Origin of the sequence: Pseudomonas sp. PDM32 (assembly GCF_019219225.1) — a bacterium.
Lineage (GTDB): Bacteria > Pseudomonadota > Gammaproteobacteria > Pseudomonadales > Pseudomonadaceae > Aquipseudomonas > Aquipseudomonas laurylsulfatiphila.
This window is the reverse complement of sequence record NZ_JAHUWE010000012.1, coordinates 176,350-193,148: the sequence shown is the minus strand read 5'-3', so window position 1 is coordinate 193,148 and position 16,799 is coordinate 176,350. Positions and strand designations below refer to the sequence as shown.

The 16,799-nt window shown below is 61.7% G+C and carries 14 protein-coding genes; 7 read left to right on the top strand and 7 right to left on the bottom strand.

Features of this window, described 5'->3' with window-relative positions:
* The first annotated feature begins 27 nt into the window (after positions 1 to 27).
* From KW846_RS22615 to KW846_RS22600, 4 genes are all read left to right on the top strand, one after another.
* On the top strand, positions 28 to 711 hold the full coding sequence (locus KW846_RS22615; RefSeq protein ID WP_007977982.1) for an isochorismatase family protein: 684 nt from the start codon (positions 28 to 30) through the stop codon (positions 709 to 711).
* Positions 712 to 767: 56 nt separating this feature from the next.
* Positions 768 to 1,394 (top strand): isochorismate family cysteine hydrolase YcaC, encoded by a 627-nt coding sequence (gene ycaC / locus KW846_RS22610; RefSeq protein ID WP_218485420.1) that lies wholly within the window; start codon positions 768 to 770, stop codon positions 1,392 to 1,394.
* A 216-nt stretch (positions 1,395 to 1,610) separates the two neighbouring features.
* Positions 1,611 to 3,053 carry a mechanosensitive ion channel domain-containing protein gene (locus KW846_RS22605; protein WP_218485418.1) on the top strand — a complete coding sequence of 481 codons (1,443 nt, stop codon included), beginning with the start codon at positions 1,611 to 1,613 and terminating at the stop codon, positions 3,051 to 3,053.
* Positions 3,054 to 3,288: 235 nt separating this feature from the next.
* Entirely contained in the window at positions 3,289 to 3,729 is a 441-nt protein-coding gene (locus tag KW846_RS22600) for a carboxymuconolactone decarboxylase family protein (protein WP_218485416.1), read from the top strand.
* A 22-nt stretch (positions 3,730 to 3,751) separates the two neighbouring features.
* Here KW846_RS22600 and KW846_RS22595 read toward each other — a convergent pair whose 3' ends face one another.
* The 4 genes from KW846_RS22595 to KW846_RS22580 all read right to left on the bottom strand — a co-directional run bounded on the left by KW846_RS22595 (position 3,752) and on the right by KW846_RS22580 (position 8,643).
* Positions 3,752 to 5,344: a DHA2 family efflux MFS transporter permease subunit gene (locus KW846_RS22595; RefSeq protein WP_218485414.1), complete on the bottom strand. Its 1,593-nt coding sequence runs from the start codon at positions 5,342 to 5,344 to the stop codon at positions 3,752 to 3,754.
* Complete coding sequence (locus tag KW846_RS22590; protein ID WP_218485412.1) at positions 5,341 to 6,462, bottom strand: HlyD family secretion protein; 1,122 nt, start codon at positions 6,460 to 6,462, stop codon at positions 5,341 to 5,343. Before KW846_RS22590 ends, KW846_RS22595 begins: the two co-directional genes overlap by 4 nt.
* A gap of 220 nt (positions 6,463 to 6,682) precedes the next feature.
* Positions 6,683 to 7,864, bottom strand: coding sequence for an acetyl-CoA C-acyltransferase family protein (locus KW846_RS22585; RefSeq protein WP_007977993.1), 1,182 nt, complete (start codon positions 7,862 to 7,864; stop codon positions 6,683 to 6,685).
* Positions 7,861 to 8,643, bottom strand: a complete 783-nt coding sequence (locus tag KW846_RS22580; protein ID WP_218485410.1) for an enoyl-CoA hydratase-related protein — start codon at positions 8,641 to 8,643, stop codon at positions 7,861 to 7,863. The genes KW846_RS22585 and KW846_RS22580 overlap by 4 nt, the downstream gene beginning before the upstream one ends.
* A 214-nt stretch (positions 8,644 to 8,857) precedes the next feature.
* On the opposite strand from KW846_RS22580, the gene KW846_RS22575 reads away from it, so the two are divergent.
* From KW846_RS22575 to KW846_RS22565, 3 genes are read left to right on the top strand one after another with little or no spacing between them, the layout of a single operon-like run.
* A complete protein-coding gene (locus tag KW846_RS22575) occupies positions 8,858 to 9,964 on the top strand; it encodes a polyamine ABC transporter substrate-binding protein (RefSeq protein WP_218485408.1) in 1,107 nt (368 codons plus the stop codon).
* A 39-nt stretch (positions 9,965 to 10,003) separates the two neighbouring features.
* Complete coding sequence (locus KW846_RS22570) at positions 10,004 to 11,422, top strand: aminotransferase (RefSeq protein ID WP_218485406.1); 1,419 nt, start codon at positions 10,004 to 10,006, stop codon at positions 11,420 to 11,422.
* Positions 11,419 to 12,327, top strand: coding sequence for a LuxR C-terminal-related transcriptional regulator (locus KW846_RS22565; RefSeq protein WP_218485404.1), 909 nt, complete (start codon positions 11,419 to 11,421; stop codon positions 12,325 to 12,327). Before KW846_RS22570 ends, KW846_RS22565 begins: the two co-directional genes overlap by 4 nt.
* A 129-nt stretch (positions 12,328 to 12,456) precedes the next feature.
* Here KW846_RS22565 and KW846_RS22560 read toward each other — a convergent pair whose 3' ends face one another.
* The 3 genes from KW846_RS22560 to KW846_RS22550 all read right to left on the bottom strand — a co-directional run bounded on the left by KW846_RS22560 (position 12,457) and on the right by KW846_RS22550 (position 16,791).
* On the bottom strand, positions 12,457 to 12,771 hold the full coding sequence (locus tag KW846_RS22560; RefSeq protein WP_218485402.1) for a hypothetical protein: 315 nt from the start codon (positions 12,769 to 12,771) through the stop codon (positions 12,457 to 12,459).
* Between the two features lie 650 nt (positions 12,772 to 13,421).
* Positions 13,422 to 15,479 carry a phenylacetic acid degradation bifunctional protein PaaZ gene (gene paaZ, locus KW846_RS22555; RefSeq protein WP_218485400.1) on the bottom strand — a complete coding sequence of 686 codons (2,058 nt, stop codon included), beginning with the start codon at positions 15,477 to 15,479 and terminating at the stop codon, positions 13,422 to 13,424.
* Between the two features lie 58 nt (positions 15,480 to 15,537).
* Complete coding sequence (locus tag KW846_RS22550) at positions 15,538 to 16,791, bottom strand: OprD family porin (RefSeq protein WP_218485398.1); 1,254 nt, start codon at positions 16,789 to 16,791, stop codon at positions 15,538 to 15,540.
* Positions 16,792 to 16,799: the final 8 nt, after the last annotated feature.

The window sequence follows — 16,799 nt, the reverse complement described above, 5'->3', positions numbered from 1 at the left end:
GTTGCCCAAAAGAAAGAGGAAACGCACATGAGTACTGTCTACGCGGCCAACTTCAACGGCCAGAAACCGACCATCGATCCCAATGACAGCGCGATGCTGTTGATCGATCACCAGAGCGGACTGTTCCAGATCGTCAAGGACATGGACGTGCCCCAACTGCGCGCCAACGCCATTGCCCTGGCCAAGGCCGCGACCTTGCTGAAAATGCCGGTGATTACCACTGCCTCGGTTCCGCAAGGACCGAACGGGCCGTTGATCCCGGAAATCCACGAGGCCGCACCCCATGCGCAGTACGTGGCGCGCAAAGGCGAAATCAATGCCTGGGACAACCCGGAGTTTCACGCAGCGGTCAAAGCCACCGGCAAGAAAACCCTGGTGATCGCCGGCACCCTGACCAGTGTATGCCTGGCGTTCCCGTCCATCGCCGCCGTGCATGAAGGCTACAAGGTGTTTGCGGTGGTCGACGCCTCCGGCAACCACTCGAAACTGGCCACTGACCTGACCGTTGCCCGCCTGGCCCAGGCCGGGGTGGTGCCGATCGACATCATGGCTACGCTCTCTGAGCTGCAAGGCTCGTGGAACCGCCCCGATGCTGAGCAGTGGGCCGCTGTCTACGCCCAGGCCATGCCGCATTATCAATTGCTGATCGAGAGCTATCTCAAGGCCCAGCAAGTGGCGAACGAACACGAGGCGCTGGATTCCCAGCGCTAACCGGCTGCCCCACGCCGATCTCCAATCGGCATCGATAACCTGCGAGGATTACTGCAATGACCACTTCCTACAAGCGTCTGGACAAGGAAAACGCCGCCGTTCTGCTGGTGGACCATCAGACCGGCCTGCTGTCACTGGTCCGCGACATCGATCCTGATCGCTTCAAGAACAATGTGCTGGCCCTGGCTGATCTGGCCAAGTACTTCAAGCTGCCGACCATCCTCACCACCAGTTTCGAAACCGGCCCCAACGGCCCGCTGGTGCCCGAGCTCAAGGCGCAGTTCCCCGACGCGCCGTACATCGCTCGCCCTGGCCAGATCAACGCCTGGGACAACGAAGATTTCGTCAAGGCGATCAAGGCCACTGGCAAGAAGCAACTGATCATCGCCGGCGTAGTGACCGAAGTCTGCGTGGCGTTCCCGGCACTGTCGGCGCTGGCCGAAGGTTTTGATGTGTTCGTGGTCACCGACGCGTCCGGCACCTTCAACGAACTGACCCGCGAATCGGCATGGAGCCGCATGACCGCCCAGGGCGCGCAATTGATGACCTGGTTCGGCCTGGCCTGTGAACTGCACCGCGACTGGCGTAACGATGTCGAAGGGTTGGGCACACTGTTCTCCAACCATATTCCGGACTACCGCAACCTGATGACCAGCTACAGCACGCTGACCAACAGCAAATAGTCCAGCTACGACGATCCCTGTGGGAGCGGGCTTGCTCGCGAAAGCGGTGTGTCAAACAACATAAACGTTGCCTGACACACCGCCTTCGCGAGCAAGCCCGCTCCCACAGTTTTTTTGGTGTCCATCGAGACGTGTTCATCCAGCGAAATCAATTGCTCCTACACTAGTGCCATTCCATGCGATCTTCGCGTCATTGGCCCTGGATGGAGTTGCTTGATGCTGTCATTGCTCACTGAACACCCTTTGATCTGCGCCATGGCGCTGATCCTGATCGATCTCGGGTTGTGGTATTTGCTCAGCGCCGCGGGCAGTGCCTGGCGGCTGCTGGTGCGGGTGGTGATTTTCTCGTTGTTCAGCCTCCTGTTGTTCAACGAAGGCCTGAACCCGATGGAGCCGCCGCCCTGGGCCGATAACGTGCCATTGCACCTGGCCGCCACCGGCTTGCAGATCGGCTGGTGGTTGTTCGGCGCGCGGACCCTGACCGTGCTGATCGGCGCGGTGATGATGCAACGGGTCGGGCATACCGGGCGCTTGCTCCAGGATTTGCTCGGCGCGGTGATTTTCCTGATCGCGGTGATTGCGGCCCTGGCCTATGTGCTGGAACTGCCGGTCAAGGGCGTGCTGGCCACCTCCGGCGCGTTGGCGATCATCGTCGGCCTGGCGTTGCAAAGTACTCTCAGCGACGTGTTCTCCGGGATCGTCCTCAACACCACCAAGCCCTATCAACTCGATGATTACATCTCCATCGACGGCATGGAGGGCAAGGTGACCGACATCGACTGGCGCGCCACGCGCCTGCAAACTTCCCAGGGCTGCATGGCGGTGATTCCCAACTCGTTGGCGGCCAAGGCCAAGATCATCAATTTCAGCCGGCCGAACGACATGTTCGGTATCTCCGTATCCCTGGAAGTGAGCCCCCACGCTAGGCCGAACACGGTGATCGACGCGTTGGAGCGGGCCATGCAAGGTTGCCGTGCGCTGCTGGATAAACCGTCACCCAGCGTTGGCCTGAAAACGTCCAGCAACACCGGAGCGATCTACGAAATCAGCGGGTTTGTCGCGTCGATGGATGAGAAACGCTCGGTGCGCAATCAGCTGTACGATCTGGCTTACCGGCACTTGCAGGCCTCCGGGGTCAATTTGTTGTCGAGCGTGGAGCCTAGCCCGCCGATCAACTCGACACGCAAACGTGCCTTGCTGGACAGCTCTCCGATTTTCTCCACCCTGCGTCAGGAAGAGAAAGATACGTTCAGCCAGAACATGACCCTGCAAACCTTTCGCGCCGGAGAGGTGATCCTGGAAGCGGAGGAGGTCAGCGATCACTTGTACATTATCGAATCCGGCGTGATCTCGGTGACCTTGATGCGTCACGGAACGCCCTACGAATCCGGACGCATGGGGCCGGGGGAGGTGATCGGCGAGGCGGGTATTCTCACCGACAGCGCGCTGCCTGCGCAGTTTACCGCCAAGACATTCTGTGGCCTGTACCGCATCGAAAAGTCCTACCTCAAGCCGTGCCTGGATGCCCGTCACGACATCAATAATGCAATGAAAGCCTTGCTCGATTACCGGCTGCAAAAAGCGAAAATCCTGACTCAGGAGCTGCCGGTGGCGATGGAGAAAAAGGGCTTTCTGCGGTGGTTGCGCAATCGGGTTTGAGCTCGGTGGTGAATGGCCGCTGCGCGGATCGCGAGCAAGCTCGCTCCCACATTTGAGTGCATTTCCCTGTGGGAGCGAGCTTGCTCGCGATGACGGCAGTGAATTCACCAAAAGTGAAGAGTGAAACCCATCACACCCGCGCCAATGGCCTCCTCGACTTCTGGAATATTGGCTATTTGTGCAGACCAACCGAGGGACTAACGTAGCGACACACCCACTTGCCCTGGAGCACGTCATGCAACCCCGTATCGATTTCTACACTGCCAGCCCCGACGCCCTCAAGGCGATGATCGCCCTGGAAACCGCAGTGTCGAAGCTGCCGCTGGAAAAAAACCTGATTGAACTGGTCAAGCTGCGCGCTTCGCAGATCAACGGCTGTGCCTTCTGCATCGACATGCACACCGCCGATGCGATCAAGGGTGGCGAAACCCCGCGTCGTCTGTTCGCCGTGACGGCCTGGCGCGAGGCGCCGTTTTTCACCGAGCGTGAACGTGCTGCGCTGCTGTGGACCGAATCCCTGACCCAGCTCAGCCTGACCCACGCCCCGGACGAAGACTACGAAGTGGTCAGCGCACAGTTCACGCCCAGGGAAATGGTCGACCTCACAGTCGCCATCAGCACCATCAACAGCTGGAACCGCCTGGCGGTCGGCTTCCGTAAAACGCCTCAGGCCTGATGTTCCACAAACCGCCGATGCCTCAATGGGCATCGGCACTCGGCGCGGCCGGTGGTTGCACCTTGCGCATCAAGGGCACCATCGCCGTGGCGATGACGAAACACACCCCGATCATCAGAAACGCGTCGCCATAGGTTTGTGTCTGGGCTTCGCGGTAGGTCAGCAACCATAGCTGATGCAGGCTGGCGGCGACCCCGGCGTCACCGCTCTGGCCGAGGGCGGCGAAGTTGTTGCCGACCTGGGACAGCCATTGGTTGAGGGCCTCGTTGGTGCTGTTGAGGTTTTCCGCCAGCCGGGTGAAATGCAGGTTGGTGCGGTCGTTGAGAATGGTCGCACAGGCGGCGATACCGATAGCCCCACCCAGGTTACGCATCAGGTTGAACAGCCCGGAGGCATGTTTGAGCCGCGCCGGTGCCAGGCCGCCGAGGGTCAGCGTCACCGCGGGCGGCACCGCCAGTTGCTGGGCAATCCCGCGAAAGGCTTGCGGCAACATCAACTCCCTGGCTCCCCAGTCATGGGTGATCGGGCTGAAATCCCACATCGATAACGCGAACAGCCCGAGGCCGGTCATCATGATCCAGCGCAGGTCGACGCGGTTGGCCAGAAAGGCGTACAGCGGAATCGCCATGATCTGGAACACTCCAGTGGAGAAAACCGCCAGACCAATGTCCAGCGCTCCATAGCCACGCACCCGGCCGAGGAACAGCGGTGTCAGGTAAATGGTGGCGAACAGGCCGATGCCGGTGACGAACGAGAAGAAGCAGCCCAGGGCAAAATTGCGATCCTTCAGGGCGCGCAGATCGACAATCGGATTGGCCACATGCAGGGTCCGGCCGATGAACGCCAGCCCGGCCAGGCCGCTGATCCAGGCGGTGGTCAGGATCGTGCGATCGCTGAACCAGTTCCAGCGCGGGCCTTCTTCGAGGGTGTATTCCAGGCAGCCGAGGAACAGCGCCAAAAACACCATGCTCAAGTAATCCGCGCCTTTGAGCAGCGACAGTTCCGGCTGGTCGATTTTCACCAGCATCGGCACGGCCACGGCGACAAAGATGCCGGGGACCAGGTTGATGTAGAACAGCCAGTGCCAGGACGAGATGTCGGTGATCCAGCCACCGATCACCGGCCCCAGTGTCGGCGCCAGTGACGCCACGGCGCCTATGGTCGCGGCGGCGATCACCCGTTGCTTGCCGGTGAAGAACACGAACGCCGTGGTGAACACCATCGGGATCATCGAACCGCCGAGAAAGCCTTGCAGGGCACGGAAGGCGATCATGCTCTGGATGTTCCAGGCCACGCCGCACAGCAGGCTGGTCAGGGTAAAGCCCACCGCCGATGCGCAGAACAGCCAGCGTGTGGAAAACACCCGGGACAACCAGCCCGACAGCGGAATCACGATGATCTCGGCGATCAGGTAACTGGTTTGCACCCACGCGGTTTCGTCGGTGCCGGCGGAGAGTCCGCCGCCGATGTCACGCAACGAGGCCGAGACAATCTGGATATCCAGCAGCGCAATGAACATGCCGATGCACATGCTGGCAAAGGCGAAGACCTTGGTGGCCGTCGCCATGGTCGCGGCATTGAACGGTTGCGCCGGGGCGGCGAGGGCGCGGCTCATGGCGCGCTGGCCACGGCTGGCGCATCAGGCGCCTTGCGTGTGTCCACTTCAGCGGTCACCGACAACCCTGGACGCAGGTGGCCGAGCACACTGTCGGCCGGGTCGAGGTGAATCCGCACCGGCACCCGCTGCACGATCTTGGTGAAGTTGCCGGTGGCATTTTCCGGTGGCAATACGCTGAATTGCGAACCGCTGGCGGGGGCGAGGCTGTCCAGGTGACCGTGGAATTCCTGACCCGACAGCACGTCGGCACGGATCACCACCCGTTGCCCCGGCACCATGTGCGCCAGTTGGTCTTCCTTGAAGTTGGCGTCGACCCACAGACCGCTGGCCGGCACCACCGAGAGCAATTGCGAGCCGGCCTGGGCATAGGCGCCGACCCGTGCCCGACGGTTGCCGATCACGCCGTCAACCGGTGCCTTCAGTTCGGTGTAGCCGACATTCAGTTGCGCCAGATCGCGCTCGGCCCTGGCCTGGATCAAGGCGGCCCGGGCCTGTTGTTTCTGGGTGTCGATCACATTCAACTGGCGTTGCGCGGCCAGCAATTCCGCCTGGGCGCGGTTGCTTTGCGCCTGGGCCGTCTTGAACGTGGCGTTGGCCCGCTGGGCGCTTTCCACCGAGACGGCGTTGGTGGACACCAGTTTTTTGTAGCGGGCATCGTCATCCCGCGAGCGGGTGGCTTCGGCACCGGCGGCGTCGATGCCGGCGCGGGCCTGGCCGATGACAGCCTGTTGCAGTTGTTCGGTGGCGTCGAGGTTGGCCAGCAAGGCCTCCTGGGCGGCCACTGCGCCTTCGGCCTTGGCCAGGTTGGCACGGTAGTCGCGCGAATCGAGACGGATCAGCACATCGCCGGCCTTGACCTTCTGGTTGTCGGTCACCAGCACTTCGTCGATATATCCCGCCACCTTTGGCCCGATCACCGTTACGTCACCGCCTATGTAGGCGTCGTCGGTTTCTTCGATGAAACGCCCGGCCGTCCACCAATGCGCGCCATATACACCGGCCAATACCAACGCTGCGATGCCCATTGTTGGCAGAAGCAGGCGCTTGAGCAGGGGGCGTTTTGCCGGTTTCACCGGGGCGTCCAGGTCGGGTTCTACGGTGGACATGCTGGTCATGGAGGGATACCTGTCAGGCGGCGTTTAATTATGATGACTGTAATATGATGCATGTAATATATTGTGGCAAATGGTTTTTGCTGCCGGTCGTCAGGTGCTTGGTTCAGAGAGAGAAGGAGATTCTGCGTGCGCTAGAGAACCACTGTGGGAGCGCTACTGGTTTACCGGAATGAAAGAGGCCGGTGATCTGCGCGATCACCGGCCTTTTTACGGCTATTGCTTAGACGCGTTCGAAAATCGCCGCAATCCCCTGGCCGCCGCCAATGCACATGGTCACCAGCGCGTAACGGCCGCCGGTGCGGTGCAGTTCGTGGATGGCCTTGGTGGCGATGATCGCGCCGGTCGCGCCCACCGGGTGGCCCAGGGCGATGCCCGAGCCGTTCGGGTTTACCTTGGCCGGGTCGAGGTCCAGTTCCTGGCTGACGGCGCAGGCCTGGGCGGCGAAGGCGATGTTGGCTTCGATCACGTCCAGGTCGGCGACGGTCAGGCCGGCGCGCTTGAGCGCCAGGCGGGTGGCCGGGATCGGGCCCAGGCCCATGAATTCCGGTTCGACACCGGCGTGGGCGTAGCTGACCAGGCGTGCCAGTGGCTTCAGGTTGTTGGCCTGGACCGCGTTGCCGCTGGCCATGACCAGCGCGGCGGCGCCGTCGTTCAGGCCCGAGGCGTTGCCGGCGGTGACCGAACCGTCCTTCTTGAACGCCGGCTTCATGGCTGCCAACTGCTCCAGGGACGTGGCGCGCGGGTGTTCGTCGACGCTGAACAGTTTGACGCCTTTGCGATCCTGGATTTCCACGGTCGCGATCTGCTCGCTGAAGAAGCCGTTGGCAATCGCGTGTGCCGCGCGTTTCTGGTCTTCCAGGGCCAGGGCGTCCTGCATTTCGCGGGTGATGCCGTTGCGCGCGGCGACGTTTTCGGCGGTGATGCCCATGTGGATGCCATGGAAGGGGTCATGCAGGATGCCGAGCATGTAGTCGATGACCTGGGCGTTGCCCATGCGCGAACCCCAACGGGCGGACGGCATCAGGTACGGGCCACGGCTCATGGATTCGGCGCCGGCGCCGACGACGATGTCGGCATCGCCGAGCATCAGGGTCTGGGCGGCGTTGATGATCGCTTGCAGGCCCGAACCGCACAGGCGGTTGACGTTGTAGGCCGGGGTTTCCTTCGGGATGCCGGCGTTCATCGCGGCGACGCGGGAGATGTAGGCGTCGCGGGTTTCGGTCGGGATCACGTTGCCCATCACCAGATGGCCAACGAGCGCCGGGTCCACGGCGGCTCGCTCCAGGGCGGCTTTCACGGCCGTGGTCGCGAGGTCGGCCAGGGGCACGTCCTTGAGCGAACCGCCGAACGTACCGATGGCGGTACGGGCGGCGCTGACGACGTAGATTTCTGGAGTGTTCATGGCTGGTTTCCTTTCGGTGGATTCTTGTCTGTACTGCGATTGAGCAGGGCGTTCAAGGCGTTTTTTGCCTCGTCGGTATTCAGGCGCTGGATGAACAGCGTGTTTTCTTCGCGCAGGGTGGCTTCCAGTTCCGGCAGCGTCGCCTGTTTCATCAATTGCCGGGACTGGCGCAAGGCCTCCTGGGGCAGGGCCAAAAAGCGCTGGGCGATTTTTCTGGCCGCTGCCAGGCATTGCTCGCCGTCATCGAAGGCTTCGTTGGCGATGCCCCAGTTCACCGCGTCGTTGCCGTCCAGGCCGTTGCCCAGCAGGAGCAGGCTCGCGGCGCGGGCGTGGCCGAGTAGGCGTGGAAGCAACAGGCTGGCACCGAATTCGGGGCACAGGCCGATATTGACGAACGGCATGCGCAGCTTGGCGTTGCGGGTGACCAGCACCTGATCGCAATGCAGCAGCAACGTAGTACCAATGCCGATGGCCGCCCCGCAGACTGCCGCGATCAGCGGCTTTTGCAGGTGCGTGACGACTTTCATCAGGCGAAACGCCGGGGCGTCCAGATGAGTGGGCGGATGCTGGAGGAAATCCACCAGATCATTGCCACTGGTGAAGCAGGCCGGGCCGCCGGTGAGGATGATCACGCCGGTCTGCGGGTCTTCGTCGGCGGCCAGCAACAACTCGGCCAGTTGCGTGTACATGGCGTTGTTCAGCGCGTTGAGCTTGTCCGGGCGGTCGATGGTCAGCGTCAACACGCCGTCGCGTTGCTCGTGTTTGATCAAATCTGTCATCGCAGGCTCCGCAGGGTCGGTTCAGGCTGCCACTTTAAGCGCCGGACAAATCCCGATCTATGGCAAAACGGGTCAACTGCGCTGCCGCTTTTTGCCATGCCGGTGTGCCAAAAACGACACACACCCATTCGGGGTATGGTTCCGCCCGGCCAATCGACCAATAGTGGAGGCATCCGCTCATCCAGAGCCGAACTCGCTATAAGGTGCATTTGCTATGGGCAAGACACTGCTTAAGGTGATTTCCAGTCTGTTTGTTGTACCGCTGACCTTTCATGCCTACGCCGCACAAGTGGAAGAGAGCAATACGCTGCGGCTCTATAACTGGGCGGATTACATCGGTGAAAAAACCATCGCCGATTTCGAAAAGGCCACCGGTATCAAGGTGGTCTACGACACCTTCGATTCTTATGAAACGGTGCAGGCCAAGTTGCTCACCGGCCATTCCGGTTATGACCTGATCGTGTTGAACGCCTCGCTCGCGCCACCCCTGATCAAGGCCAAGGTGTTCCAGCCACTGGACAAAAAACAGCTGCCGGGCTGGACCAACCTCGACCCGCAAATCCTCGAGGATCTACAGGGCTATGACCCCGGCACCCAGTACTCGGCGCCCTACACCTGGGGCAGCAACGGCGTGACTTACAACGTCGACAAGATCAAGGAACGCATGCCGGACGCGCCGATCGGTTCGCTGGCGATGATCTTCGATCCGAAGATCGTCTCGCGCTTCGCCGACTGTGGCGTGACCCTGCTCGATGCGCCGACCGAAGTCATCCCCATGGCCTTGACGTACCTGGGACGCGACCCGAGGAGCGCCGCGCCGGAGGATTTGAAGGCCGCCCAGGACTTGCTGTTGTCGGTGCGTCCTTACATCCGCAAATTCGACTCGGTCAACTACCTGACCAGCCTGCCCAACGGCGATGTGTGCATGGCCATGACCTGGTCCGGCGACTACGCCACGGCCATGGCCCGCGCCGCAGAAGCCAAGAAGCAGATCAACCTGGCGTACTTCATCCCCAAGGAAGGCTCGCTGATCTGGTTCGACAACCTGTACATCCCGGCCGATGCGACGCACGTCGCCAATGCGCACAAATTCCTGGAATACCTGATGCAGCCGCAGGTGATGGCGGATGTGAGTGACTACATCAATTACGCCAACAGTAACGCGGCGGCCACGCCCCTGTTGAACGCCGCAGTGCGCGACAACCCGGCGATCTACCCCGATGCACAGACCCGCAAGCGCCTGTTCCCGCAGAAGACCCAGGACGCCAAGGACATGCGGGCGATTACCCGGGTCTGGAGCACTGTGAAAAGCGGCATCTGATTTGTTCGATCGTGAGTCATTTCGGTTAGAGGTTCATTTATGGCGACGCCAACACGCAGCGTTTTCTCCCCAGCGGACGAGTCCCGGCTGGTCAAGGCCGACAAGGCCCATCACATGCACGGCTACCACATGTTCGACGAACACGCCGAACAAGGCTCGTTGAACATCGTTGCCGGCGATGGCGCCTACATCTACGACACCCAGGGCAACCGCTTTCTCGATGCGGTGGGCGGCATGTGGTGCACCAACATCGGCCTGGGCCGCGAGGAAATGGCCGAGGCCATCGCCGACCAGGTGCGCCAGCTGGCCTATTCGAATCCGTTTTCCGACATGTCGAACAACGTCGCCATCGAGCTGTGCGAAAAACTCGCCAGCCTGGCCCCCGGCGACCTCGACCATGTGTTCCTGACCACCGGCGGCTCCACCGCCGTGGACACCGCGTACCGGCTGATCCAGTACTACCAGAACTGCCGCGGCAAGCCGGAAAAGAAACACGTCATCGCCCGGTTCAACGCCTATCACGGCTCCACCACCCTGACCATGTCGATCGGCAACAAGGCTGCCGACCGGGTGCCGGAGTTCGATTACGCCAACCCGCTGATCCACCACGTCTCCAACCCCAACCCGTACCGCGCGCCGGACGGCATGGACGAGGCGCAGTTCCTCGAGTTCCTGGTCAAGGAATTCGAAGACAAGATCCTCTCGATTGGCGCGGACAAGGTCGCCGGTTTCTTTGCCGAACCGATCATGGGCTCGGGCGGGGTGATCATTCCGCCCCGGGGGTATCTCAAGCGCATGTGGGACGTCTGCCAGCGCTACGACATCCTGTTCGTCGCCGACGAAGTGGTGACCTCGTTCGGGCGCCTCGGCAAGTTCTTCGCTTCCTGGGATGTGTTCGACGTGCAGCCCGACATCACCACCACCGCCAAGGGCCTGACCTCGGCTTACCTGCCGCTGGGCGCGTGCATCTTTTCCGAGCGTATCTGGAAGATCATCGCCGAGCCGGGCAAGGGCCGCTGCTTCACCCACGGCTTCACCTACAGCGGCCATCCGGTCTGCTGCACTGCGGCGCTGAAGAACATCGAAATCATCGAGCGGGAAAACCTGCTGGCCCATGTCGACACGGTGGGCGCTTATCTGGAAGAGCGCCTGGCCACCCTGCGCGACTTGCCGCTGGTGGGGGATGTGCGCTGCCAGAAACTCATGGCCTGCGTGGAGTTCGTCGCCGATAAACGCACCAAGGCGCTGTTCCCCGACGAGATCAACATCGGCGAGAAGATCCACGTGCGGGCGCAGGCCCGGGGGTTGCTGGTGCGGCCGATCATGCACCTCAACGTGATGTCGCCACCGCTGATCCTGACGTTTGCCCAGGTCGATGAGATCGTCGAGACCTTGCGTACATGCATTCTCGAAGTGGCGGCCGAGCTTGAGCAGAGCGGCCAGTACTTCGGCCAATGAACTCGCTGAACAGGCTATTACCAAGGGCCTGCGCACCCGCTAGACTGCGGGGCATGAGCAAACCAGACGACGATACGCTGATCGCGATGCCCTTCGGGGCGTTGCACAAATGGCATGGGGGAATGCGCGAGGCATTCGCCCATGTCGATGAGCCCGACGCCCTGCAGTACCTGGCGTCAGCGTTGGCGCAGCTGGTGTCCGTGGAGTCGATGATGATCAGCCTGGAGCGCAAGGACCGCGCACCACAGCTGCTGCATCAGCGCGGGATTGCCCAGGAGTATCAGGTCTCGATTCTTGAGCGCTATTTTTCCGGGGGCTATTTGCTCGACCCGTTCTGCCTGGCGGTGGAGCAGGGGTTGGCGCAAGGCTTCTATCACCTGGAGGAAATCGCCCCGGACAACTTCTTCGACAGTGACTACTACAAATCCTATTACCTGAAGGCGGGCTGTTCGGAAGACAGCTACTACATCGTCGATACCGGCAATGACACGAAGATTTCCGTCAGCCTCTATCAGGGTTTCGGCGGTGAATGCCTGAGCGACGAACAGTTGAACCTGCTGCGAGCCGTGGAACCGCTGGTGCGTGAGTTCATCAGCGAGTTCAGCCAGCGTGGGCTGCTGCGCAGTGCCGGGATCGAGCGTGATGACGAGCAAGGACTGCGCGACGATCTCAAGCATCGGGTTCAGGCCGCGTTCGAGAACTTCGGTTGTGAACTGCTCACCGAGCGCGAGCGGGAAGTGGCGCACATGGTATTGCGTGGGCATTCGGTGAAGTCCACGGCCAGCCAGATGAACATCTCACCGGAAACCGTGCGCATGCACCGCAAGAACCTGTACCTGAAGCTGGAGGTGGGGTCGCAGTCGGAGTTGTTTGCGTTGTTTATCGAGTGGTTGCGCAGGCATTGATCACCTGACACACCGATAACCCTGTAGGAGCGAGCTTGCTCGCGAAGAACCTCCAGACGACGCGTACTGTCAGACCGCCCGCGTTATCGTTGGCCTCCATCGCGAGCAGGCTCGCTCGTACAGGGTTGGTCAGCGCGCCCGCAACCGTCGCCCGACCACATCCAGCACATCACAGCCATCGCGCAACGGGATGGCGCAGAGCAATGAAAAGTCGCTGAGGATGAAGGATTCGCACTCGATCGAGCCGCGCATGGACAGGTTTTCCAGCACTTGGGTGACGGCGCGAATTTGGTAGTTGGCGGCGTCCATCAGGATGTCGAGCGGTGCGTGGGTGTCGACGAAGAGGGTGGGCATTTCACTGCAATTGCTGGTGAGCGCCATGAAGCGGTTGTTGGGGTGTGGGGTTGGTTTTTCGTAGGGTGGATCGGGATGAATGGTTTTCATGCTTTCTAACTCTAGGAAAGGAAAATCGAAGCTACCGAAAGCCTTCCTACGGGCTAGGGTGGCAGCCATGTACGGGGTAGGAATATCGAGTCCCTAGCACCTCGACCACGCCGAAGCGTGCCCGTACATAGCCGCCGCAGCTGATCTTACGGACGCATTTCAACGGCCGCAAACCAGGTAATTGGCGCCAACGTGGTACTAGGGAAACTGGAGGTTCCTACACCCCGCCACTGAAATTCAGTGACCACCAAAGACTATCGATTGAGCACCTTTCAAACCAGTTCATGCAGATCGCCACAATTCGAAGGAAATCTCCGAAGACCTTGCCCGGAAATGTCCTAGGACCTGTGGAACTTGTATCCGCAAAACGGGGGGAGTGAGTTGTGGGTGAGGCACAACGGGCATGACCGAAGCCTAGGAAAAACAGAAATGTCCTACGCCAATTGACGCCTGGATCACCTCAGCCCTGTGGGAGCCAGTGAGCACAAAATTGAAGTTCGACAGAGAACGAACTGTGGGAGCGAGCTTGCTCGCGATGGCGGACTGTCAGGCACTATTGATGTTGACTGACACTCCCTCATCGCGAGCAAGCTCGCTCCCACAGGGGGTGGCGGTTGACCACGAGATCTGTGGTCAACCGGGGTTTCTGATCAATCTTCGCGCTTGACCACCAGGGTCAAAATGTCATAACTGGCCACCAGTTCACCCAACTGATTGGTGACCTCCACATCCCACGCCACCACCCCTTGCGGAATCCCCTGCGGGCTCTTCTTGCCCTGGTCGATCTTGCGTTTGCAGGTCAGGCGCGCCTGGATGGTGTCGCCGATGCCCACTGGGTTGATGAAGCGCAGGGTGTCCAGGCCGTAGTTGGCCAGCACCGGGCCGACGCCTGGGGATACGAACAACCCGGCCGCCGCCGACAGCACGAAGTAACCGTGGGCGATGCGCTTGCCGAATTGCGATTCCTTGGCCGCGATGTCGTCGAAGTGCATGTAGAAGTGGTCGCCCGACAGGCAGCCGAAGTTCACCAGGTCGGCTTCGGTGACGGTGCGGCGGTGAGTCAGCAGCGACTCGCCGATCTGCAGGTCCTGGAAATGGCGACGGAACGGATGCACGTCGGTTTCGATGACCTTGGCGCCACGCACGTATTCGCCGGTGACTGCTGCCAGCATGGTTGGCGAACCTTGCACCGCTGCGCGTTGCAGGTAGTGTTTCACCGCGCGCAGGCCGCCGAGTTCTTCACCGCCGCCGGCACGGCCCGGGCCGCCGTGCTTGAGTTGTGGCAGCGGCGAGCCGTGACCGGTGGATTCGCCGGCGCAGTGGCGATCCAGCACCAGCAGGCGCCCGTGCCAGGCTGCCGCCACCGGAATCGCCCTGGCAGCGATCTGCGGATCCTTGGTCACCAGGCTGGCCACCAGGCTGCCTTTGCCGCGCGCGGCCAGCGCCAGGGCTTCGTCGAGATCGTCGTAGGCCATCAGGGTGCTGACCGGGCCGAACGCTTCGATGTCATGGGCACCGCCCTCGGCATGCGGGTCACGGGCCTGCAACAGGGTCGGGGCGAAGAACGCGCCTTTGTCGACATGTTCACCACGCGGTTCGAAACCGTCACGCGCACCGAACAGCATGTCGCTGCTCTGCAACAGGGCTTCCAGGCGCTCGGCCACGTCCTTCTGCTGATCGTGGGAAGCCAGTGCGCCCATGCGCACGCCTTCCACCGACGGGTCGCCGACCACCACTTTGGCCAGGCGATCACGCAGGCGGGTAGCGACTGCGTCGATGTGTTTGGCCGGTACGATGGCGCGGCGGATGGCGGTGCATTTCTGCCCGGCCTTGGTGGTCATTTCCCGGGCGACTTCCTTGATGAACAGCTCGAACTCTTCGTCGTCCGGGGTCACGTCCGGGGCGAGGATCGCGCAGTTCAGCGAGTCAGCTTCGGCGGTGAACGGCACCGAGTTGCGGATCAGGTTCGGGTTGACCCGCAGCTTGGCTGCGGTGTCGGCGGAACCGGTGAAGGTCACCACGTCCTGGCCCTGCAGGCGGTCGAGCAGGTCGCCGGTGCCGCCGATGATCAGTTGCAGGCTGCCCGCCGGGAGCAGGCCGGATTCATCCATCAGGCGCACCACGGCTTCGGTCAGGTAGCTGGTGGCGCTGGCCGGTTTGACGATGCACGGCATGCCGGCGAGGAAGCTCGGCGCGAACTTCTCCAGCATGCCCCAGATCGGGAAATTGAAGGCATTGATGTGCACGGCCACGCCACCGCGCGGCACGAGGATGTGGGTACCGGCGAAGGTGCCCATTTTGCTCAGTTGCAGCGCCGGGCCTTCGTGGACGACGTTGCCCGACGGCAGTTCCCGCGAACCGAGGCTGGCATAGGTGAACAGCGTGCTGTTGCCGCCCTCGATGTCGATCCAGCTGTCGGCACGGGTCGCGCCGCTGTGGTGGGAGATCGCGTAGAGCTGTTCCTTGCGCTCGCTCAGGTACAGGGCCAGGGCCTTGAGACGCTGGGCGCGCTGCTGGAAGTCCAGCGCCATCAAGCCGCTGATGCCCTGGCGACGGCCGTGCTCGATGGCTTCGGCGAAGTCCGGGCGTTCTTCATGGGTACGGGCGATTTCATGGCCGTCGATGGCGCTGCGCAGGATTTGTGCGCCGTGTTGGCCGATCCAGCGACCGGCGATGAAGCTTTGCAGAGTTGCAGGTGAAGAGGGCATCACGATTGCTCCAGGTGATGAGGGGTTGTGGCGCGGCCGCGACCGCGCCCTTTCGGAATTACCAAAGCGCCAGGGTGTAGCCGACGATCAAGCGGTTTTCATCGAGGTCGGTCGTCAAGCCGTTGCCGGAACGGAAGGTCACGTTGCGCCAGCGCAGGCTGACGTTCTTGAGCACACCGCTCTGGATGACGTAGCTGATATCGGTGTCACGCTCCCATTCGCGACCGTTGTCGACGCTGCCCGCCTTGACGTGGCGGCCGTCGGTGTAGCGGGTCATGAAGGTCAGGCCGGGAATGCCTTGCGCCGCGAAGTCATAGTCGTAACGCAGCTGCCAGGAATCCTCCTCGGCGCGGGTAAAGGTGTTGAACGTCACCAGGTTGACCACATAGGGGTCACCGCCGTTGAGGAACGGAAAGGCGCTGTCGCCGGACAATTGCTGGTAGGCGGCACTGACCTTGTGGGCACCGTGGGACACCGTGAACATGCTGTTGAAGTTGCGGTTGTCGATACGCCCGGCGCGTTCGGCGCCGTCGCCCCGGCTGTCGAAGTAGCGCACATCGCTGCGCAGGTTGAAGCCGTTGCCCAGCGCTTGCGTATGCAGCAGTCCGGCGAATTGCTGGCGATAGATCTGATCGAGCTTGCCGTAGTAGTAGCTCAGGTTCAGTTGTGGACTGAACGCGTAGCTGCCGCCGCCGAAGTCGAAGTGATCGCTGGTGGCGGCGCCGTAGCCGATGTCATCGTTGCTGGAAGAGTCCCGCAGGTTGGCCTTGGTCAGGCGTCCGGCATTCACCGTCAGGCCGTCGATTTCCTGGCTGGTCAGCAAGCCACCTTCAAAGGTCGAACCCAGCAGGCGCGTGTCGTTGTAAGTCGCCACGGGCAACAAGGGTTGCAGGGTGCCGAGCTTCAACACGCTTTTGGATACTTTCAATTTGCCGGTCAGGCCCAGCTCGCTGTACTCGTCGTCGGGCTCATGGCTCTGCGGGCCAAACGGCAGCAGCCCGGTGCCACGGCGATCCGGGCTGGAGTCAAGCTTCAGCCCCAGCTCCCCCAATGCGTCGAGACCGAAACCGAAGGTGCCGTCGGTAAATCCGGATTCGACACGCGCCGTGAAACCCTGGGCCCATTCCTCGGCCCTGGATTGCGGCGCGTTGTGCTGACGGAAGTCGCGGTTGATGTAGTGGTTGCGCATATCGATGCGGGCCTTGCTGTCGCCGATGAAGTCGGCCATGGCGCTGGGGGCGAACATGGGCAGGCTTAATGCGGCGGCCAGCGAAAACAGTGATTCACGAGGTGCGTTACGTGCGGGCTTCATTATTTTTA